Genomic DNA, 19,915 nt, shown 5'->3' with positions numbered 1-19,915 from the left:
TATTCGCGGCCATGTCAAAAGTCTCGAAGGCCCCGGCCACCGCCCGGGCACCCCGGTCCGCGCCGCAGGCGGTGTCCGGCCCCATGCCTGGAGGCCGGTCCAGCGGCACGTCCGGTGCCCGGTCCGCCGGCGAATCCGGCGTGTCCGGCGCGCCTGGTGCATCCGCCGCCTCCGCCGTTTCGATCGAGCGCCTGCTCGTCGGCGTCGATTTCACCAGCGCCCCCTCGCGCCGCAAGCCGATCCGCGTGGCCGTCGGTCAGCGGCGCGGCGCCGTGGTGAAGCTGGAGCGGCAATTGGCGATCGAGTCGCTGGACGGTTTCGAGGACTGGCTGCGCGCGGCCGGTCCCTGGCTGGGGGGCTTCGACCTGCCGTTCGGGCTGCCGCGCGAGCTGGTGGAGACGCTCGGCTGGCCGCTGGCGTGGGCGCCGCTGATGGCGCATTACGAGAGCCTGTCGCGGGCCGAAATCCGCGACACCTTCGCCGCGTTCTGCGACGCGCGCCCGGTGGGCGGCAAATTCGCGCATCGCGCGTGCGATGGTCCGGCGGGGTCGTCGCCCAGCATGAAGTGGGTCAATCCGCCGGTCGCCTACATGCTGCATGCCGGTGTGCCGCGCCTGATCCGCGCGGGCGTGCACCTGCCGGGCCTGCACCCGGGCGACCCGTCGCGCGTGGCGCTGGAGGCATATCCCGGGTTGCTGGCCCGGGAGGTGCTCGGCACCCGCAGTTACAAGAGCGACGACCGCGCCCGCCAGACCCCGGAGCGCCTGATCGCCCGCAAGGATCTGATCGAGGCGCTGGAGCAGGGCCGCACGCGGCTGGGCCTGCGGCTCAAGCTGAGCCATGCGCAACGCGACGAACTGGCCGACGACGCCAGCGGCGACAAGCTGGACGCGGTGCTGTGCCTGATCCAGGCGGCCTGGGCCGACCAGCGGCCGGACTTCGGCCAGCCGGCCGGCATGGATGCGCTGGAAGGCTGGATCCTGTGCGCCTGAGCGACGCAGGGCCATCCGGATCCGCCTAGGATCGCCGACGTTTCCCGGCTGCCGCGCGGCGCTGCCGACGCGGGCCGCCGGATGTGTTCCAGACCTTGAGGACAAGCGATGACGACACCTGATTCCTCCCCGCTGCGTGTGGCCGTGATGGGCGCCGGCGCGGTGGGCTGCTTCTTCGGCGGCATGCTGGCGCGGGCCGGCCACGACGTGGTGCTGATCGGCCGGCCGATGCACGTCGAGGCCGTCCGCGAGTACGGCCTGCGCATGGAGACCCGCACGTTCGACGAGCAGGTCCGCCTGCGCGCCGACACCGAGCCTTCCGCGGCGCGTGGGGCCGACGTGGTGCTGTTCTGCGTGAAGTCCACCGATACGGCGTCCGCCGCCCGCGCGCTGGCGCCGTTCCTCGCGCCGGATACGCTGCTGGTGTCGATGCAGAACGGCGTCGACAACGCGGACCGGGTGCGGGAAGCGCTGTCGCAGCCCGTCTCCGCGGCCGTCGTCTACGTGGCCACCGAGATGGCCGGCCCCGGTCACGTGAAGCATCACGGCCGCGGCGAGCTGGTGATCGAGCCCGCGCCGGGCGCCGAGCGCGTCGCGCGGGCGCTGGTCGCGGCGGGCGTTCCGACGGAGATCTCGGACAACGTGCGCGGCGCGTTGTGGTCCAAGCTGCTGATCAATTGCGCCTACAACGCGCTGTCGGCCCTGACGCAGTTGCCGTACGGCAAGCTGGTCGAGGGAGAGGGCGTGTGGGCGGTGATGGACCAACTGCTGGACGAAGGTCTCGCGGTGGCCGCGGCGGACGGCGTCGTGCTGGCGGGGGACGTCCGTCAGGCCGTGCGCAAGATCGCGGAGACGATGCCGGGGCAGTACTCGTCGACGGCGCAGGACCTGAGCCGCGGCAAGCGGACCGAGATCGATCATCTGAATGGGTTCCTGGTCCGGCGCGGCGAGGCGCTCGGCGTGCCGGTGCCGGCGAACCGGGTGCTGCACACGCTGGTCCGGCTGGCGCAGCCGGGCTCAAGCGAAGAAGCCGCCTGACGGCGGCTTCGCGAGGGCGTCGGTGCGGCGCGATCAGTAGGTGATCGTGACCGTGACCGTGTCCGAGTAGTTGCCCGGCACGATGCCGTTCAGCGACGGCAGGCGGCCGTAGACGGTCAGCGCCTGCTGGCTGCCGGTGCCCGTGCCGGCGTAGACGCCGCTGCTGTTGCCGTCACCCCAGACCTGGGTGCGGCCGGCATCGAGATACAGCTGGTAGGGCAGGCTGTTGTTGCCGTTCTTCATGACCCGCGACCCGAAGGCCGAGGGGTTGCCCGCGTTCGTCCCGGCGCTCAGCGCGACGGAGTAGGGCGTGGTCTTGGTGCAGGTGACGTTCAGCGACGTCGATGCATCGGCCGGGCCGGGGTTCTGCAACGGATCGATGGCGCCGAAGGTGAGCGTGCTGCCGGTGACGTTGCAGGCCACCAGGATGGTGGCGCCGACCTGGAAGGTGCCGGAGGCGGAGGTCGGATTCGCCGCCTGGGCGGACATCGCGGAAGCGCCAAGGACGATCGCGATGAGCAAGGTACGTTTCAGAACTGCGGTGAAGAAGCGAGAAGACATGGGAAATTTCGAGCATTCCGCATCGCAGGATTTGGCGGGCTCTGGTGACATGCCGGCGCGATGCGCTCCGGTGGTCGGCCTCTATTGCCTGTCCCTGGTATCAATTTGACACGATTTTGCTGTTTTCACTGCGTGCGCTAGTTCACGAACAGAGTCCCCACTTTTTGGGGAAGCTCCCTAACCGCGCAATCTGCCACCGCTTCGGTCGTGGTATCGCAACCAACGTGTCGGGAACCCGTCGCGTGTCACGACCGCGACGGATTTTGCACCCGACCCGTTTACTTGCGCATCAGGGTTGATTTCCCGAAAAGCGATTCGATGAGGTCGACCGCGACCAGCGCGGTCTTGTTGCGGACGTCCAGCGCGGGGTTCAGCTCCATCACGTCGAGCGAGGCCATGCGGCCGGTGTCCGCGATCATTTCCATGCACAGCTGGGCCTCGCGGTAGGTCGGACCGCCGGGGATGGTGGTGCCGACGCCGGGCGCGATGTCGGGATCCAGGAAGTCGACGTCGAAGCTGACGTGCAGGTGGGTGTTGGCGTCCATCGTCGCCAGCGCCAGCTCCATGGTGTGGCGCATGCCCATCTCGTCGATGTAGCGCATGTCGAAGACCTCCAGGCCGACCTCGTGGACGAAGCGCTTCTCGCCCTCGTCGACGCTGCGGATACCGATCTGGCGGATCCACTTGGGGTCGATGGCGGGGATGTGGCCGCCGATCTCGATCAATTGCTGGGGCCCGTGGCCGCACAGGCAGGCCACCGGCATGCCGTGGATGTTGCCGCTGGGGGTGAGCTTGCTGGTGTTGAAGTCGGCATGCGCGTCCAGCCACAGCACGCGCAGCTTCTTGCCGGTCTCGCGGCAATGGCGCGCCACCGCCGAGATCGACCCCAGGCCGAGGCAATGGTCGCCGCCCAGCAGGATGGGCATCCGGCCGTCGCCGAGGGCCGCGTGCACCGCGTCATGCACCGACCGGTTCCAGGCGGTGACCTCGTCGAGGTGGCGGTAACCGTCGGTCGGCGGCAGCCAGGGGTTGGACGGCCCGGCGAGGTTGCCGCGATCCAGCACGTCCACGCCGTGTGCCCGCAGGGCCTCGGCCAGGCCGGCCACCCGCAGGGCCTCCGGGCCCATGCTGGCGCCGCGGGCGCCCGCGCCGATGTCGGTGGGGGCGCCGATCAGGGTGACGTGTCGTGCTGTGGTCATGTCCGAACCTCTTTGCGGTTGCTGGTGTTGCTCAGGGGGAGCCGTGATTCCCCGGCGAGCCGATGTCGTATTCCTTCATCAGCAGCGCCCAGGCCTCGTCGGCCGTTTCAACGTAATGGAAAAGCTGCTCGTCGCCGGGACTGATCATCCCGGTGTCCAGCAGCAGGTCGAAGTCGATCAGGCGCGACCAGAAGTCGCGTCCGAACAGCAGGATGGGCCGCTTGCGGCACTTGCCGGTCTGGATCAGCGTGAGCGTCTCGAAGAGCTCGTCCAGCGTGCCGTAACCGCCCGGGAAGGCCGCCAGCGCCACCGACCGCATCAGGAAGTGCATCTTGCGTAACCCGAAGTAGTGGAAGCGGAAGCACAGCTCCGGGGTGATGTACTGGTTGGGCCGCTGCTCGTGCGGCAGCACGATGTTCAGGCCGATGCTGCGGCCGCCGGCCTCGTGCGCGCCGCGGTTGCCCGCCTCCATGATGCCGGGGCCGCCGCCGGTGACGACGTACAGCGGATGGGCATGGTCCCGGGTGTGCTCGGTGATCAGGCGCGCGAAGCGGCGTGCTTCCTCGTAATACCCGCTCATCACCAGGCGGCGCTCGGCGCGCTGCAGCGCCTGATCGTCGTTCGCGGCACGGGCCGTGTCCACCGCCGCCTGCGCGGCCTCGCGATCGGCGATGCGCGCGCTGCCGAAGATGACGACGGTCGACTGGATGTCCAGCTCCTGCTGGATCAGCTCGGGCTTGAGCAGCTCCAGTTGCATGCGCACCGGGCGCAGTTCCGGGCGGACCAGGAAGTCGGTGTCGGTGAACGCGAGCCGGTAGGCGCTGGGCGGGTTCGCGTCGAACTCGCTGTCGAAGGAGGCTTGCTGGGCGACCTCCTCCTGGGCGCTGGGGAAGTTGCGGGCGGTGAGCTTGTCGGTTCTGATCATGATGCGATGGGCCGTGAGCTTACGGAGATCGGCGCTTAATTTCTGTTCGTTGATGGGGGCGGGGCGGGGCCTCGCCGTCGGTTTCTTGCGCGTCGGCGGTGGGTCAGGCCACGGCGGGATGTTGGGCCGCCGCGTCGCCGCAGCAGGGGCAGCGCGGATCGTGCGCGACCTGCAGGTCGGTCCATTCCAGGCGGCGCGCGTCGAGCATCAGCAGGCGGCCGGGCAGGTGGCTGCCCATGCCGGACAGCAGCTTCAGCGCCTCCGCCGCCTGCATGCTGCCGATGATGCCCACCAGCGGCGCGAAGACGCCCATCACCGCGCAGCGCTGTTCCTCCGGCGCCTGGTCGGGCGGAAAGAGGCAGGCATAACAAGGGAAGCGTCGCGGGCGCACGGCGCGTTCGTCGTGCTCGTCGCCCAGGTCGAAAGCGCTGCCCACGACTCGGCTGTCGTAGACGGCGAGCTGCGCGTCGAAACCCAGCGCCGCGCCGGACACCAGCGGCTTGCCGTGCCGCACGCAGGCGGCGTTGACGAGGTGGCGGGTCGCGAAGTTGTCGGTGCAATCGAGCACGACATCGGCCTGCGGCACCAGCTCGTCGAGCAGCGTCGCGTCGGCCCGGGCGAGCACCGGACGCACCTTCGGCTCCGGGTTGATCGCGGCGATGCCGGCGGCGGCGGACAGCGCCTTGGGCTGGCCCACCCGGTCCAGGCTGTGGGCGATCTGGCGCTGCAGGTTGGTGAGGTCGACGTGGTCGTGATCGACCAGTGTGATGCGGCCGACGCCGGCCGTGCCCAGGTAGAGCGCCACCGGCGATCCCAGCCCGCCGGCGCCGATCACCAGCGCGTGCGAATCCAGCAGTCGCTGCTGGCCCTCGACACCGATATCGTCCAGCAGGATGTGGCGCGAGTAGCGCAGCAGTTGCTCGTCATCCATAAGCTGGCAAGCATAGCGGCCCGCAATGAAAAAGGCCCCTGTCGGGGCCTTGGTCGCGAGGGCGCGTGATCGCGGGTGCGAGCGCCGGAGCGTCCGGCCACGGATCACCGGACGATCGCTCGCCCCTCAGGCGCCCCTCATTCGGTCTTGGCCTCGGCCTTGCGCTCCTGCGCGACCTTGGACACCGCCACCGGCTTGCCCTTGAGCTGGTTCAGCGCCTGCTGCAGCGGGAAGTCCTCGGTGCTGCCGAACTCGGGCAGCGGCTTGGGCGGCTCGGCGCGCTTGGCATAGTCGGCCTCCAGCTTCTGGCGGCGTTCCTCGCGCAGCTTCTCCAGCTCCTTCGAGCGCGCTTCCTCCGACTTCTCGTCGGCGCTGGTCAGGTGCTTTTCCAGGTCGGCCTCGCGCATGCGCAGCTCGGCGAAGACGTTGCCTTCGGCGGTCTCGTCCAGCGGGATGTCCGGCACGATACCCTTGGCCTGGATGGAGCGGCCGCTCGGGGTGTAGTAGCGGGCCGTGGTCAGCTTGACCGCGGTGTCCGGGCCCAGCTGGCGCACCGTCTGCACCGAGCCCTTGCCAAAGGTCTGCAGGCCCATCACCGTGGCGCGCTTGTGATCCTGCAGCGCGCCGGCGACGATCTCGCTGGCGGAGGCGGAACCTTCGTTCACCAGCACCACCAGTGGCACGTTCTTCAGCGCCTCGGGCAGCTTGCGCAGCGGATCGCCGGCGCCGCGACGGGCGTAGAAGTCAGGATTGGCGCGGTAGCTGGCCTTGGACTCGCTCAACTGGCCGTTGGTCGAGACGACCTCGACGTCCTTGGGCAGGAAGGCCGCGGAGATCGCCACGGCGCCTTCCAGCAGGCCGCCCGGGTCGTTGCGCAGGTCGAGCACGACGCCCTTGATCTTGGGGTCCTGCTTGTAGAGGTCGACCAGCTTCTGCGAGAAGTCGGTGACGGTCTGGTCCTGGAACTGGCTGACGCGGATCCAGGCGTAGCCGGGCTCGACCATCTTGGCGCGCACGCTCTGGACGCGGATCTCTTCGCGGCTGATCGTGATCGGGAAGGTGCGGCTCTCGGACTTGCGGTAGATCGCCAGCGTGACCTTGGTGTTGGGCTCGCCGCGCATCTTCTTGACCGCCTGGTCCAGCGTCAGGCCGCGCACCGCCGTGTCGTCGATCTTGCTGATCAGGTCGCCGCTCTTGAGGCCGGCGCGGAAGGCCGGGCTGCCCTCGATCGGGGAGACGATCTTGACCAGGCCGTCCTCCATGCCGATCTCGATGCCGACACCGACGAAGCGGCCGGAGGTGCTCTCGCGGAATTCCTTGAAGCTCTTCTTGTCGAAGAACTGCGAATGGGGATCGAGGCCGCTGACCATGCCGGAGATGGCATCGTTGATCAGCTTCTTCTCGTCGACGGGCTCGACATAGTCGGACTTGACGATGCCGAAGACCGCGGCCAGCTGCTGCAGTTCCTCGAGGGGGAGCGGGGACGCGGTGCTGCGGGCGTTCGCTTGCAGCTGCATCGTGGTCAACACGCCGGTCATCGCTCCCAAAGCGACCCAGCCCGCGACTTTCAGTTTGGCGCCCATGATGCAAAAAATCCTAAAACAGTACAGCCTGGCTGCTTGGCGCCGGAGGCCCGTCCCTGTTGCGTGGGACGGAACAAAGGCGTTCCCAGTATATGCGTCGGGCAAAAAACCGGCCTGCCATGAAATGGCTGTTTACCCCTCATTTACGCGTATCCCGTGCATTGATGGCGGCCCGCGCAAGCCCTATCTGACCGATCTTTGCGCTTGTCCGGCGCGCATGGGTGACTTCCGTCAGGGGCAAGTCGCCGGCCCGGGGAGCGTTCGCCGATCCGTGTGCTGGATGCCGCGCGGGGAGCGATGTGGGCACAGGTGCGGCGCGGGCCGGTCGGTGCCATGATCGGCGAATCCGTCCGAGTCGCTCGTCCACGAGGAGCAGTTCCATGGCCCTGCCACATGCCGCCCCCGCTCAACCGATCGATGTCGCGCCGCTGGGCGCCGCGCTGGCCACGACGCCGACCTCCGCGCTGTTCAAGGCCGGTGGGCTGGAGGTGATGCGGCTGGTGCTGCCGGCCGGGAAGTCGCTACCGCCGCACAAGGTCGACGGCGAGATCACCTTGCATTGCATCGAGGGCGAACTGGAACTGACCGTGCAGCGTGACGGCGCCGAGCAGCGTCAGCGCCTGCAAGCCGGGCAGCTCTGCTATCTGGAGGGCGGGGTGGTGCACGCGGTCAGCGGCGTGATCGATGCGTCGGCGCTGGTGACGATCGTGCTGAGGCGCTAGGCAGGCACGGGGTGCGCAGGCAGGCTGGGCACTGATCCCGCACGATTCACGCACAGCACGCCGGTTCTCCTCTGAAACGTGGTCCCTCCGACAGGAATCGAACCTGTATTTGCCGCTTAGGAGGCGGCCGTTCTATCCATTGAACTACGGAGAGGCGGCAGGCGGGGCAGCCGCTCGCGAGCCCCGGAGGGCGCGCGGAAGCGGCGGATTCTCGCATGGAAGACCGGGTGCCGGCGCCGCGCGTCACGCTACGCGCATCACTCCCACTTCCACTGCCAGATCACATCCAGCCCCTGCTGGAATTCCCCGGCCTGCGCCCGCAAGGTGAAGCGCTGCGCCACCTTGTAGATCAGCTGCCAGTTGCCGGTCGTGGCGTTCAGCCCGCGCTCATACGCGACGAAGACGTTGCGGCTGACCTGCTTGCCCAGCCGCACCACCGTGCCGCGCGCGTCGTCGCCTTCGCCGCTGAAGGACAGCTCGTCCAGGCCGATGTTGTGGATCAGCTTGTCGCTGGCGCTCTCGCCGTCGCCGCTGATCAGCGCCATCGCCGCGCGCTGCATCAGCGCCGTGTCGGTCCGGCCCAGGTTGTCGGGCGAGCGTCCCAGCACCAGCCAGGACAGCTTGTTGGTCTCGCTCATGTCCGGCTCGGAGTAGAGCTTGATGCGCGGGTTGCTGGCGGTGCCGGTGACGGTCACGCCGACGCGCACGTCCTCGCTCTCCATGCCGGGCCGGATGGCCAGCACGTCCAGCCGCGGGTTGTCCAGCGGGCCGATGAAGGTGAAGCGGCCGCGCTCCACCACCAGCTTCTGGCCGTAGGCGTTGAAGGTGCCGCCCTCGCTGTAGACCTCGCCTTCGAGCGTCGGCCGCGGCTGGCCGTCCTGGGCCAGGTGCAGCACGCCGCGGATCCTGGTGTCGATGCCGTAGCCCTTGAGCTGCAGGCGCCGGCCGAGCTCCACGTCCAGCCCGAGCTTGATGCGCATCGGCTTGCCGCTGCCGTCGGCGGCCTTGGGCGGGGCGCTCTGGCGCACCACCTGCACGTCGCTGTCGAGCTGCGGCGCGTCGCCGCGAGAGAAATCGAACAGGCCCTCGTCGATGACGAAGCGGCCCTGCAGGTCCATCAGCTGGGCGCTCGCCTTGAGCTGCGCGGTGCCGCTGGCGACGATGCGCCGGTCCACCCGCTGCAGCAGCGCGAAGGTGTCCGCCTTCAACGACAGCTCGGCGCGCGGATCGGCGCCGAAGTGCAGGCCGCCCTCGGCGTTGATGGTGCCGTTGCCGGACTTGGCGCTGAACTTCTCGAGCTTGGCTTCGCGGCCGCTCATGGTCAGCGCCAGTTCGCCCTGCTGCATGTCGACGCCCATCAGCGCGTTGCGCAGCGACAGCTTCTGGCCGCCGGCCTTGCCGCGGATCTCGGGCGCGCCCAGCGTGCCGCTCAGGTTGAGCGTCGCGTACAGGCTGCCGCCCAGCCGCCAGCCGGCCGGCACCCACGGACCCCAGTTGCCCAGGTTGTCCACCTTGGCCTCGATGGCGCCTTCCAGCTTCGCGTCGCGTGTCGGCAGCGCATGCGCGTCGCCGCTGCGGAAGGTCACCGCCCCGCCGATGGCGCCCATGTTCTCGCCGGCCACGCCTTGCACCAGGTGCCAGACGCCCTGGTCGGCCAGCGCGCCCAGCCGCAGGTCGGTCAGTGCCAGCCGCTGCGTGCTGACTTCGTCGGTCACCGTCAGGTCGCCGCCGGTGCGGGCGATCATGAAGTCCAGCGACAGGCCGCGCGCGTCGCTGCGCGTCTTGAGCCGGCCCTCGACCTGCAGGTCGCCGCCCCAGCCGAAGTCGGGCTGCAGCTTGTTCAGCACCGGCGCGGCCGCCAGCGGCTCCAGCACCGCCTGCACGTCCCAGTCGCGCGGGGACTGCCACGCCATCCGGTCCCAGCGCACGCCGGCGCCCAGGACTTCCATCCGTCCCGGCGCCAGCGTCGCCTGTCGCGGGTCCAGTCCCGGGTCCAGGCGCAGCGCCACGGCCAGCGGCCCGGCCTTGAGCAGCGGCAGCGACTGCTGGCTGCCTTCCAGCAGCAGCGTCAGCTCGCGCGCCTGCCACTGGGCGCCTTGCCGCCACGCCTGCAAGGGATCCGATTCCAGCGCGCCTTCCAGCGCGATGCGCGCGTGGGCGCCTTGCGGGTCGAGCGGCACGGTCTGCGCGCCGGCACCGCTGGCCGACTGCGCGCGCGCCACCACCTTGGTCGACGACGGCTGCGTCAGCACCGGCGGCAGCGGCACCTGACCCCGCGTGCTCAGGACCAGCTTGTGCTGCGCCCAACTGCCGCTCAGGTCGAGCAGGACCTCGTCCAGCCGCGTGCTCTGCTGCGGCAGGCGCAGGTTGCGCAGTCGCGTGGTCCAGGCGAGCTTCGCATCGCGCAGGCTGGACAGCGACCACTGGCCCGAGGCATTGTCCAGCTGCAGCGCCGGCCGGCTGCCGGAGTTGGCCGGCAGGCCCGGCATGCCGGACAGCGCCAGGCCCTGCACCTGCCACTTGCCGTCGCTGCCGTACTGCGCCTGGCGCGCGCCGGGCTGGATCAGCACAACGGTGGCCTGCGCCTGCGCGCTGCCCAGCAGCGTCGCCTGCGGGAACCGGGCTCGCAGCATCGGCTGCAGGCTGGCGAGCCGGGGCGCGTTCAGCTCGATCGACAGGTCGACCTGCTCGCGCCGCGCGGCGGCATTGATGCGGCTGCGGGCGCTCAGCGTCGCGTCGGCCAGTCGCAGGTCCGCCGACACGTCGGGCGCCGCTGCGCCGCTGCGGCTGTAGCGGACCTCGCCCTGCAGCGGCAGTCCCTGCCATTGGCTGGGCAGCAGCTCGACATCGGCCTTGCCCTGCGGCCACAGGCTGCCGCGCACCGATTGCAGCGTGGCGTGCGCGCGGCCGTTGATGGCTTGCGGCAAGGCGCCCTCGGGCAGCGTCTCCGCGCTCAGCCGGCGCGGGTCGAGACCCTGTACCGACGCCTCCAGCCGTGCCTTCCAGCCCTGGGCGAGGCTGAGCGCCTCGTTCAGGCCCAGCTCCCCCTCGGCCTGCAGCGTCGCGGGGCCGGAGCGGGCGCGCAGGCGTTGCAGCGCGATGGACTGCGTGCGCAGTTCCGCGGCCAGGGAGACCTCCAGCGGCGCCTGCAGCTTGCCCTGGCCAAGCTGGCCCGCGAGCTCGCCCTCGACCTGCAGCGCCTGATCGGCGGAGGCGTGGGCGATGCTGGCCCTGGTGCTGAGCTTCACTTCGCCGCGGGCCTGGACCAGCGGCCAGCGCGCATCGATCTGGCGGCTGTCCAGGCCGTCCAGCCGCAGCGTCAGCAGGCTGCCGTCGGCCTGGCTGGTCTGGCCCACCGCGCGCAGGCGGCCGCCGCCGGCCAGTTGCGCATCCAGGCGGGGCAGGCGCAGCCGGGTCCAGTTGGCCGGATCGAGCAGCAGGTCGAGCTGCAACGCGCGCAGCGGCAGTCGGTCCTGGTCGAGCCGGCCCGCGGCGGTGTTGGCCAAGTCGGCCTTCACGCTCAGCGACTTGTCCGCGTTCGGCGTCAGTTGCACCTTGCCGGTCAGGCCGGTGCGCGGCACGCCGTCGGTGCCGGGCAGCAGCGCGGCCAGGTCCAGGTCCTGCGCCTGCGTCTCCAGCTGCGCCACCGGGAAGGGCTCGAACGGCAGCAGGCGGGCCTTGATCTGCAGCCGCTGCCTGGCGGCTTCGAGCTGCCCTTGCAGCGCGAGCGACTGGATCGGGCCGTCGAGCTGGAACGGCGCGGTCCACGGCAGCTCGCCCTGGGTCTGGCTGAGCGTCCAGCGGCTGGCGAGCTTCAGGTCGCCCTGCGTGGCCATCTGCGCGGTGCCGGACAGGGTCAGTTGTTGCCAGTTCAGCGACTTGACCTCGACGCGGTGATGCTCGCCGCCGTCGGCCCCCAGCGACGCGCTGCCGCGCAGGCCACGCAGCGGCGTCGTCAGGCCGGGCGCGAAGAGCTCGCCGATCTCCAGGTCCTTGATCGTCACCGCGACGGGCGAGAGCAGGCTGGTCGGCGGCTTGGCGGGTTCGGTCGACGGCGTCGGCGCGACCTGCACGCGCAGCCGCGCGACGGCCAGCCGGTCCGCGGTCACCTCGCCCCACAGCAGCGGGGACCGGTTCCAGCCCAGCCGCACGCCGCGCCATTGCAACTGCTCCAGGACGATGCGGTCCTCGCTGCCCGGCAGCACGAACTCGGCGCGGTCGACGTCGAAGTCGCCCAGCAGGCTGCCGCGCGCGTTCTGCAGGTTCAGCCCGGGCACCTTGGCCAGGACGTAGGTGGTGCCGGTCTCGGTCTTCAGCGCCCAGGTCAGCACCAGCACGCCCAGGCCCATCAGCAGCGGCACCGCCAGTAGCGCCCACAGCAGGCCGCGCGCGCGGCGGCGCCTGCGCGGCGCGGGGGAGGGCGCCGGCGCCGCCTCGGGCGGCGTCGGCGGGGCGGGGTGGTCGTCGCGCGGGTCGCTCATGCCGGGCTCACAGGGAAATCGCGACGCTGAAATGCAGGCGCCACTTGTCCGCCAGGTTGCCCTTGGCGAAGTCGAATCGAAGCACCCCGACCGGGCTGCGGTAGCGCAGCCCCAGGCCGTAGGCCCAGGCGGGCTTGAGGTCGCCCCAGTTCTGCGCCGCCTGGCCGGCGTCGACGAACACGGCGCCCATCAGCTGCGGGATGCGCGGCGTCAGCGGATGCGAGACCTCGACGCTGCCGTCCAGCAGCACGCGGCCGCCGGTGGCGGCGCCGGTGGCATTGACCGGGCCCAGCTCGTTGTAGCCGTAGCCGCGCACGCTGTCGTCGCCGCCGGTGCGGAAACGCAGCGCCTCGGGCAGGCCGATGTTGTCCTTGGCCAGGATCTGGCCGGCCTCCAGCCGCGTCGACAGCAGCCAGCGCGAGGGCAGCGGCCGGTACCAGTACACCTTGGCCTGCGCGCGGCCGAAGGCGCCGTTGGCCTCGGTCGTGCTGTTGGCCCAGCCGCTGCCCACCAGCAGGCTGGCGCTCCAGCCCTTGGTCGGCAGCAGCTTGGAGTCCAGCCGGCGCCAGATCACCTGCTCGTTCAGCGACACCGCGCCGGCCACCGTGGTCTGCACGTTGGGCTGGCGCTCCCAGGCGCGCAGCAGCTCGACGTAATACAGCCGGTCCTCGGGCTCGGTCTCGCGCGCGAAACCCAGCCGGGTCCGCAGGTTGACGTCGATCTGCTCGTTCAGCTTGACCCGCTCCAGGTACAGCGCGGCCAGGCTGCGCTGCATGTTGGGCTGCGGGTGCGAGCTGAGCTCCATGTCGACCGAGCTCTTGTCGCGGCCGATGTTGAGCTTGGTGCGCTCGCGGATGTTGAGCCCGAACGGCTTGCGGTTGGTGTGCTCGATACCGACGTTGGGTCCGTCGATGCTGTGATAACCGACGCTGGTGGTGACTTGCTGGCGCGCCGACTCGCGGATCTTGACGGTGACCGGCACCTCGACGGTCTCGGCGCCCGCGGCGGGGGTGACGCTCTCGGGCTGGATCTCGACGCTGACGCTGTCGAACAGCTGCGTGCCCAGCAGCCGCTCCTGGAAGTCCAGCAGCAGCTTCTCGTTGTAGGGCTGGTGCAGGCTGTAGCCGGCCAGGCGGCGCACGCTCTCCTCGGGCTGGTGCTTCAGGCCGTCGACCGTCAGCTCGCCGAGCGTGAACAGCGGGCCGCTCTCCAGCGTCACCGCGATGTCGACCTGGTTGTCGTCGGCTTGAACGACGGCTTCGCTGTGGACCATGCGCGCCAGCGGATAGCCCTGCGCGCGGGCGCGCGTCAGCAGCGCGTTCTTGGCCGCCGCCCAATCCCCCTGGCTGAAGCCGGACTGCGGCTGCAGCTGCCAGCTCTGCGTCAGCGTGCGTTCCAGCGCCACGGCGAGTTTGTCGCCGCGCTCGGCGGCCGTCTTCATCGGGCCCTCGATGCGCAGGTCCGATTGACGGATCAGCGCGCGCGGTCCGGTGTCGACGACCAGGCGCAGATTGCGCACGCCGTCGGACAGGTCGCCGACTTCCTCGATCTTGACCTTGGCGTTGAAGTAGCCGGCCGTCTCCAGCAGCCGCGTGGCCTGCTCGGGGGCGACGGCGGCCAGGCGGCGCAGCTCGGCGGCGGTCAGGCGCAGGTCCTCCGGCGTGTCGCGGAAGCGCGCCAGGTCCAGGTGCTCCATCAGCAGCGCGCGCAGCTCCGGCGGCGCGTCGACGGTCAGCTCGTAGGCCGAGATCCGGCGGCGCGAGACGTTGGGGTTGGCGTCGTCCGGCTCCTCGGTCGCGGCGACCTTGAGCTGCGTCCGGCGGTCGGTGGGCAGCAGCGAGCAGGCGCCCATCGCCGCGGCCAGCGTCAACAGCAGCAGCAGGCGCAGCGCACGTGACAGGCGCGCGGTCGTCGACATCGGCATCGTCGGCGGCAGCGTGGGCGTGAAGCTCATCGGTTCAGCACGCGCATCGCCTCTTCGAGGCCGCCCATCGTCAGCGGCATCATGCGTTGCTGCATCAATTGCTGGACCAGCGAGATGCTCTGGCGGTACTGCCAGACGCCGGCCGGCTCGGGGTTGATCCAGACATGCTTGGGGAAGGCGTGGGTCAGCCGCTGCAGCCATTCGGCGCCGGCTTCCTCGTTGTTGTATTCGACGCTGCCGCCGGCTTGCAGGATCTCGTAGGGGCTCATGGTCGCGTCGCCGACGAAGATCAGCTTGTAGTCGCGGTTGTACTTGTGGATCAGGTCCCAGGTCGAGGTCTTCTCCGAGAACCGGCGCCGGTTGTTCTTCCAGACGAAGTCGTAGACGCAGTTGTGGAAGTAGAAGAACTCGAGGTGCTTGAACTCGCTCTTGACCGCGGAGAAGAGCTCCTCGACGCGGTGCACGTGCTCGTCCATCGTGCCGCCGACGTCCATCAGCAGCAGCAGCTTCACCTTGTTGTGGCGCTCCGGGACCATCCGGATGTCCAGCATGCCGGCGTTGGCGGCGGTCTTGTGGATGGTGTCGTCCAGGTCGAGCTCGAGCTCCGAGCCCTCGCGCGCGAAGCGCCGCAGCCGGCGCAGTGCCAGCTTGATGTTGCGGGTGCCCAGCTCGATGTTGTCGTCGTAGTCCTTGTAGGCGCGCTGGTCCCAGACCTTGACCGCGCTGCGCTGGCCGCCGGGGCCCCCGATGCGCACGCCGCGCGGATTGACGCCGCCGTTGCCGAAGGGGCTGGTGCCGCCGGTGCCGATCCAGCGGTTGCCGCCCTCGTGGCGCCCCTGCTGCTCTTCGAGCCGCTGGCGCAGCGTGTCCATCAGCTCGTCCCACTCCAGCGCCTTGAGCTGCGCGAGCTGCTCGGGCGTGAGCTCGCGTTCGAGCTGTTTGGTGAGCCAGTCCTGCGGCAGCGCCTTGAACAGGTCGCCCATCAGCTCGACGCCCTTGAAATAGGCGCCGAAGGCTCGGTCGAACTTGTCGAACAGCGCCTCGTCCTTGACCAGCGCCGCGCGGGACAGCGTGTAGAACTTGTCCACCGTGGGGCCGCCGTCGTCGTCGAGGACGCCGGCCTGCAGCGCTTCCAGCAGGGTCAGGTACTCCTTGACGGAGACCGGCAGCTTGGCGGCGCGCAGCGTGTAGAAGAACTGGATGAGCATGGGCCTCCCCCCTGAACTGCAGGGCATCGGGGCATTATCCATGCCGGGGCATGGGCGTAGCATCGGCCCACGCGTGTGCCCGCGGGCGCGGGACACCGCGAAACATGACAGGTTGGGATCGGGCGCATGGACGGCATCAACGGCGACGGGCACGACGGTTCCAACGTCGAGGTCGAGGCAATGCTCCAGGCGCTGTACGGCGCGATCTCCGAGGAGCGCGGCCGCTGGGTGGCCCGCCACGGCGTCTACCGGCTGAGCAGCGCGTTCCAGCCGATCTACAGCTTCCCGCACCGACGTCCGGTCGGTTACGAGGCGTTGATCCGCGTCGAGGACGACCGCGGCCGCCCGATCGCGCCGGTGGCGGCGTTCGAGGGCGTCGGCGACTTCGACGAGCAGGTCTGGCTGGACCGCCTGTGCCGGCTGCTGCACGTGCACAACTTCGTGTCGCAGCGGCAGCCGGACTGCTGGTTGTTCCTCAACATCCACCCGGCGGTGTTCGTGCACGCGGCCTTGCAGGTCCGCATGCTGGCGCGCGCGGTGGAGGCGGTGCACCAGCTCGGCCTGCCGACGCACCGGCTGGTGTTCGAGGTCACCGAGGACGTGATGGCCCGCGACGAGGCCTTCGAGGGCGCCGTCGAGGCGGCCCGCGCCACCGGTTGCCTGCTGGCGCTGGACGACTTCGGCGTCGGCCATTCCAACTTCGACCGCATCTGGCGCATCCGGCCGGAGATCGTCAAGCTGGACCGCTCGCTGCTGCTGCGCTCGCGCGGATCGCGGCGCATGGCGCGGGTGCTGGCCCAGATGGTGGCGCTGCTGCACGAGTGCGGCTCGATGGTGCTGTTGGAGGGCATCGAGAGCGTCGAGGACGCGCGGCTGGCGATGGACGCGGACGTGGACCTGGTGCAGGGTTTCGCCTTCGGCCACCCGGCCCCGTCGCTGCGCGACGAGCGCGGCGTGTCGCCGGAGCTGGAGGGCGTCTGGAGCCTGTTCAACGAGCGCCAGGCGCAACTGCGCCGCGATTACCAGGACCGGCTGCTGCCGTTCCGCACCGCGCTGGCGCTGGCGCTGCAACCGCTGACGCAAGGTCGGCCGCTGGTCGAGGCCTGCTCGGCCTTCTTGCGGCTGGACGGCGCGCAGATGTGCTTCCTGCTGGACGAGGACGGGCGTGAGGTCGGCCCGCGCGCGGTGCCGGCGGAAGGTCCCGCGGACACCGATCCGCGCTTCCTGCCCATGGAGCGCGCCGGTGACGCGCGCTGGGCGCGCCGGCCGTACTTCCGCCGCGCCATCGAGACCGTCGGCGAGCTGCAGGTCACGCGCCCCTACCTCAGCCTGCACGGGGCGCGGATGTGCGTGACGGTATCGGTCGCGTACTGGCAGGACGGGCGGCTGCGCGTCCTCTGCGGCGACCTGGACTGGGACGAGGCCTAGGGAAGGTCCGCGGGCCTTCCCTGGCGGTCCGAGGACCTCCAGGGCCGTGCTCAGCGACCCTTGGCCCGGGTCTTGGACGGCGCGTCGTGGCGCTTGAGCCAATCGAAGAACTCGCCGTACCAGAGTCGGCTGTTGCGCGGCTTCATGACCCAGTGGTTTTCGTCCGGGAACCAGACCAGGCGCGCGGCCACGCCCTGCGCCTTGAGCGTGTTGTAGTAGGCCAGGCCCTGCGCGTCGGGCACGCGGTAGTCCAGCTGGCCGTGGATGACCAGCGTTGGCGTGTTCAGATGGCCGGCGGCGCTGACCGGGTTCTGCGATGCGACCTTGGCGGGATCGTCCCAGTACCAGGCGCCGAGCTCCTTGGCATGCCAGTGGTACGCGTCGTTGGCGAACATGGCTTGCCAGTCGAAGCAGCCGGCATGGCAGACGTAGGCCTGATAGCGGCCCGCCGGCAGGTGGCCGTTCATCCACGCGACCATGTAGCCGCCGTAGCTGCCGCCGGTGGCGAAGACGCGTTTCGGATCGGCCCAGGGCTGCTTGAGCAGCAGGTCGGTGGCGGTCTCGATGTCCTGCAGCTCCAGCTCCGCCCAGCGGTGCGTGATCGAGTCGGCGAAGCGGTGGCCGAAGCTCGACGAGCCGTGGTAGTTCACGCAGGCGACGACGTATCCCTGGGCCGCCATCGCCTGATGGTTCCAGCGCCAGTGCCAGCTGTCGCCCATCGCCGTGTGCGGGCCGCCGTGGATCAGCTGCATCAGCGGCAGCTTGCCGCCGCCCTTTTTCCGGGGATCGAAGCCCGGCGGGTAGATCAGCCACATCTGCACCAGCTCGTCCTGCGCGCCGGCGTACCACAGCTCCTCGTGCAGGCCGAAGCGATGCGCGGCCAGCGCCTCGTCGTTGAAGGACTCGATGCGGCGCAGCACCTGCTCGTCGGCCTCGCCCTCGTGGTCGACGACGCAGACGCGCGGCGGGAACTGGACGCTGTCGTGCAGCACGACCAACGTGCCGGCCTCCAGCGCGAAGGCGCCGGCATGGCCGCCCTCGAAGAGCAGGAACGCGTGCAGCGTCTTGACGTCGAAGCGGTAGAGGTGGCGGCGGCCGCGGTCCTCGGCGCAGAAGATCACGCCCAGGTCGTCCTCGTCCCAGCGCAGGGGCGCGGCGACTTCCTGGTCCCAGTCCTCCGACAGCACCGCCCAGTGGCCGTGCGTGTCCAGCACCGCGAGCTGCTGCGGCATCGTGTGCTTCAGGCCCTGGTGGCTGGCGATGAACGCGATGTGGTGGCCGGCGTGGCTGTAGACCGGCGCGGTGAAGTCCCAGTCCCCGTCGCGCAGCAGCACCTGCGTGCGGCCCGAGCGCAGGTCGACCTCGGCCAGCGCGTTGCGGTGCTCCAGCACCTTCTTCTCGGCCGGATCGAAGCTGAAGACGATGCGGCGGCCATCCGGCGAGATGTCGAAGGTGTCGGCGTCGGGCTCCGCGCGGCTCAGCTCATAGGGCGTGCCTTCGAAGAGGTCGCGCACCGCGCCGGTCTCCAGGTCCAGCTCGTGCAGATGCGGCACGCGGCCCATCGGCAACGAGTGGTCCCAGAAGCGGTAGAAGCCTTCCTCGGTCACGTAGGCCGATTCCTTGCGGTCCTTCTCGGCCTGGCGCGCCCGGTCCTGCGCGGGCTGGCCCTTCAGCGTCGGCACCACCCAGGACACGAAGGCCAGGCGCTTGCCGTCGGGGAACCACTTGAAGGACTCGACGCCGAACGGCAGGCGCGTCACGCGGCGGGCCTCGCCGCCGTCGGGCGGGATGACGTAGAGCTGCGGCTGCTCGTCCTTGGCGCCTTCCTGGTCGCGGCGGGCGATGAAGGCGATGCGGTCGCCCTGCGGGCTCCAGCGTGGCTGGCCGTCCTTCTCGCCGGCATGCGTCAGCGCGCGGGGCTGGCCGCCCAGCGTCGACAGCAGCCACAGCGAGGTGCTGCCGTGGTTCTTCTCCATGTCGAAACGCGTCACCGGCACCACCGCCTGCGCCCCGTCCGGCGACAGGCTGGGCGCGCCGACGCGGTCCAGCGCCCACAGCGCGTCGACGTCGAAGGGCCGCGAGGCCGCGGCGGCCTTCGGTCGAGCGGCCTTGCCGGTGGTCTTGCGCGAGGTCTTGGCGAGCGCTCCGGCGACGGTCTTGGCGACCGGCGGCGTGGCGGTCTTCGCCGACGCCTTCGTCGTGGTCTTCGCGGTGGCGGTCGAGTGCTTCTTCTTGACGGCGGGCATCAGGCGCTCCGGGGTTTGTCCAGTTGCCACTGGAGGTGGGTCTCGATGGTCGGCCATTCGGCCGCGGTGATGCTGTAGACGCAGGTGTCGCGCAGCGTGCCGTCGGGCATGCGCAGGTGCGAGCGCAGGATGCCGTCGAGCTGCGCGCCCAGGCGCTCGATCGCGCGGCGGCTCTGCGTGTTGAGGCGGTGGGTGCGGAACTCCACCGCGATGCAGTCCAGCTGTTCGAACGCGTGGCGCAGCAACAGCAGCTTGCACTGCGTGTTCAACCCGCTGCGCTGGCACGAGGCGCGCGTCCAGGTGGAGCCGATCTCGACGCGGCGATTGATCGCGTCGATGTGCATGTAGGTCGTCATGCCGGCGACGCGGCCGTCGGCGTCGAAGACGGTGAACGGATGCATGGAGCCCGCGTCGCGCAACGCGAGGCGGCGATCGATCTCGGCCTCGATGCGGTCGGGCGGCGGGACGCTGGTGTACCAGAGCTTCCACAGCTCGCCGTCGCTGGCGGCGTCGCGCAGCGCGTCGCGGTGGTCGCGGGAGAGCGGCTCGAGCCGCGCGTGCGGACCGGTCAGCGTGACCGGCGCGGTGAAGGGATTCGGGGCGGTCATGGTGCGGTGAGGTCGGAGGGCAAGGGGGTCGGCGTGGCGACCGGCAGGGGGATCTGGCGGGCGATCGGC

General features: G+C 70.2%; 14 protein-coding genes and 1 tRNA gene. 4 read left to right on the top strand and 11 right to left on the bottom strand.

The genetic code is table 11. From position 1 onward, the window contains the following. The first annotated feature begins 11 nt into the window (after window positions 1–11). Window positions 12–992: a DUF429 domain-containing protein gene (locus tag CDN99_RS03480; RefSeq protein ID WP_238139341.1), complete on the top strand. Its 981-nt coding sequence runs from the start codon at window positions 12–14 to the stop codon at window positions 990–992. Window positions 993–1,124: 132 nt separating this feature from the next. Next, on the top strand, window positions 1,125–2,030 hold the full coding sequence (locus tag CDN99_RS03475) for a ketopantoate reductase family protein (RefSeq protein WP_088383370.1): 906 nt from the start codon (window positions 1,125–1,127) through the stop codon (window positions 2,028–2,030). 33 nt (window positions 2,031–2,063) lie between these two features. Here CDN99_RS03475 and CDN99_RS03470 read toward each other — a convergent pair whose 3' ends face one another. The 5 genes from CDN99_RS03470 to CDN99_RS03450 all read right to left on the bottom strand — a co-directional run bounded on the left by CDN99_RS03470 (window position 2,064) and on the right by CDN99_RS03450 (window position 7,229). Then, a complete protein-coding gene (locus CDN99_RS03470) occupies window positions 2,064–2,591 on the bottom strand; it encodes a Csu type fimbrial protein (RefSeq protein ID WP_158218738.1) in 528 nt (175 codons plus the stop codon). Window positions 2,592–2,869: 278 nt separating this feature from the next. Then, entirely contained in the window at window positions 2,870–3,790 is a 921-nt protein-coding gene (gene rocF / locus CDN99_RS03465; protein WP_088382680.1) for an arginase, read from the bottom strand. Between the two features lie 31 nt (window positions 3,791–3,821). Continuing rightward, complete coding sequence (locus tag CDN99_RS03460) at window positions 3,822–4,715, bottom strand: LOG family protein (RefSeq protein WP_088382679.1); 894 nt, start codon at window positions 4,713–4,715, stop codon at window positions 3,822–3,824. Window positions 4,716–4,818: 103 nt separating this feature from the next. Then, window positions 4,819–5,646, bottom strand: a complete 828-nt coding sequence (locus CDN99_RS03455; RefSeq protein WP_088382678.1) for a HesA/MoeB/ThiF family protein — start codon at window positions 5,644–5,646, stop codon at window positions 4,819–4,821. A 137-nt stretch (window positions 5,647–5,783) separates the two neighbouring features. Continuing rightward, window positions 5,784–7,229, bottom strand: coding sequence for a S41 family peptidase (locus tag CDN99_RS03450; RefSeq protein ID WP_088382677.1), 1,446 nt, complete (start codon window positions 7,227–7,229; stop codon window positions 5,784–5,786). Between the two features lie 380 nt (window positions 7,230–7,609). On the opposite strand from CDN99_RS03450, the gene CDN99_RS03445 reads away from it, so the two are divergent. After that, on the top strand, window positions 7,610–7,951 hold the full coding sequence (locus CDN99_RS03445; RefSeq protein WP_088382676.1) for a cupin domain-containing protein: 342 nt from the start codon (window positions 7,610–7,612) through the stop codon (window positions 7,949–7,951). 79 nt (window positions 7,952–8,030) lie between these two features. Here the strand turns inward: CDN99_RS03445 and CDN99_RS03440 are convergent. The 4 genes from CDN99_RS03440 to CDN99_RS03425 all read right to left on the bottom strand — a co-directional run bounded on the left by CDN99_RS03440 (window position 8,031) and on the right by CDN99_RS03425 (window position 15,564). Beyond that, window positions 8,031–8,105 (bottom strand) — tRNA-Arg (locus CDN99_RS03440). A gap of 103 nt (window positions 8,106–8,208) precedes the next feature. Then, window positions 8,209–12,432, bottom strand: coding sequence for a translocation/assembly module TamB domain-containing protein (locus CDN99_RS03435; protein ID WP_088382675.1), 4,224 nt, complete (start codon window positions 12,430–12,432; stop codon window positions 8,209–8,211). A gap of 7 nt (window positions 12,433–12,439) precedes the next feature. Next, window positions 12,440–14,386, bottom strand: coding sequence for an autotransporter assembly complex protein TamA (locus CDN99_RS03430; protein ID WP_088382674.1), 1,947 nt, complete (start codon window positions 14,384–14,386; stop codon window positions 12,440–12,442). Further along, window positions 14,383–15,564 (bottom strand): vWA domain-containing protein, encoded by a 1,182-nt coding sequence (locus tag CDN99_RS03425; RefSeq protein WP_088382673.1) that lies wholly within the window; start codon window positions 15,562–15,564, stop codon window positions 14,383–14,385. Before CDN99_RS03425 ends, CDN99_RS03430 begins: the two co-directional genes overlap by 4 nt. Before the next feature lie 126 nt (window positions 15,565–15,690). Between CDN99_RS03425 and CDN99_RS03420 the strand changes: the two genes are divergently transcribed. Beyond that, complete coding sequence (locus CDN99_RS03420) at window positions 15,691–16,992, top strand: sensor domain-containing phosphodiesterase (RefSeq protein ID WP_238139340.1); 1,302 nt, start codon at window positions 15,691–15,693, stop codon at window positions 16,990–16,992. Between the two features lie 50 nt (window positions 16,993–17,042). On the opposite strand, the gene CDN99_RS03415 is transcribed toward CDN99_RS03420, so the two are convergent. Further along, window positions 17,043–19,238, bottom strand: a complete 2,196-nt coding sequence (locus tag CDN99_RS03415) for a S9 family peptidase (protein ID WP_088382672.1) — start codon at window positions 19,236–19,238, stop codon at window positions 17,043–17,045. Further along, window positions 19,238–19,846, bottom strand: a complete 609-nt coding sequence (locus tag CDN99_RS03410; protein WP_088382671.1) for a GNAT family N-acetyltransferase — start codon at window positions 19,844–19,846, stop codon at window positions 19,238–19,240. The genes CDN99_RS03415 and CDN99_RS03410 overlap by 1 nt, the downstream gene beginning before the upstream one ends. Window positions 19,847–19,915 lie beyond the last annotated feature (69 nt).

The sequence above is a fragment of the Roseateles aquatilis genome (assembly GCF_002205645.1).
GTDB classification, from domain to species: domain Bacteria; phylum Pseudomonadota; class Gammaproteobacteria; order Burkholderiales; family Burkholderiaceae_C; genus Roseateles; species Roseateles aquatilis.
Note: the sequence above shows the minus strand (reverse complement) of the source record. Positions and strands in the feature narration are given on the sequence as shown.

Coding starts and splice junctions, on each gene's coding strand:
- CDN99_RS03435 (WP_088382675.1), bottom strand. CDS start 12,432: ATGAGCGACCCGCGCGACGACCACCCCGCCCCGCCGACGCCGCCCGAG.
- rocF (WP_088382680.1), bottom strand. CDS start 3,790: ATGACCACAGCACGACACGTCACCCTGATCGGCGCCCCCACCGACATC.
- CDN99_RS03470 (WP_158218738.1), bottom strand. CDS start 2,591: ATGTCTTCTCGCTTCTTCACCGCAGTTCTGAAACGTACCTTGCTCATC.
- CDN99_RS03460 (WP_088382679.1), bottom strand. CDS start 4,715: ATGATCAGAACCGACAAGCTCACCGCCCGCAACTTCCCCAGCGCCCAG.
- CDN99_RS03415 (WP_088382672.1), bottom strand. CDS start 19,238: ATGCCCGCCGTCAAGAAGAAGCACTCGACCGCCACCGCGAAGACCACG.
- CDN99_RS03425 (WP_088382673.1), bottom strand. CDS start 15,564: ATGCTCATCCAGTTCTTCTACACGCTGCGCGCCGCCAAGCTGCCGGTC.
- CDN99_RS03420 (WP_238139340.1), top strand. CDS start 15,691: ATGGACGGCATCAACGGCGACGGGCACGACGGTTCCAACGTCGAGGTC.
- CDN99_RS03445 (WP_088382676.1), top strand. CDS start 7,610: ATGGCCCTGCCACATGCCGCCCCCGCTCAACCGATCGATGTCGCGCCG.
- CDN99_RS03430 (WP_088382674.1), bottom strand. CDS start 14,386: ATGAGCTTCACGCCCACGCTGCCGCCGACGATGCCGATGTCGACGACC.
- CDN99_RS03455 (WP_088382678.1), bottom strand. CDS start 5,646: ATGGATGACGAGCAACTGCTGCGCTACTCGCGCCACATCCTGCTGGAC.
- CDN99_RS03450 (WP_088382677.1), bottom strand. CDS start 7,229: ATGGGCGCCAAACTGAAAGTCGCGGGCTGGGTCGCTTTGGGAGCGATG.
- CDN99_RS03410 (WP_088382671.1), bottom strand. CDS start 19,846: ATGACCGCCCCGAATCCCTTCACCGCGCCGGTCACGCTGACCGGTCCG.
- CDN99_RS03480 (WP_238139341.1), top strand. CDS start 12: ATGTCAAAAGTCTCGAAGGCCCCGGCCACCGCCCGGGCACCCCGGTCC.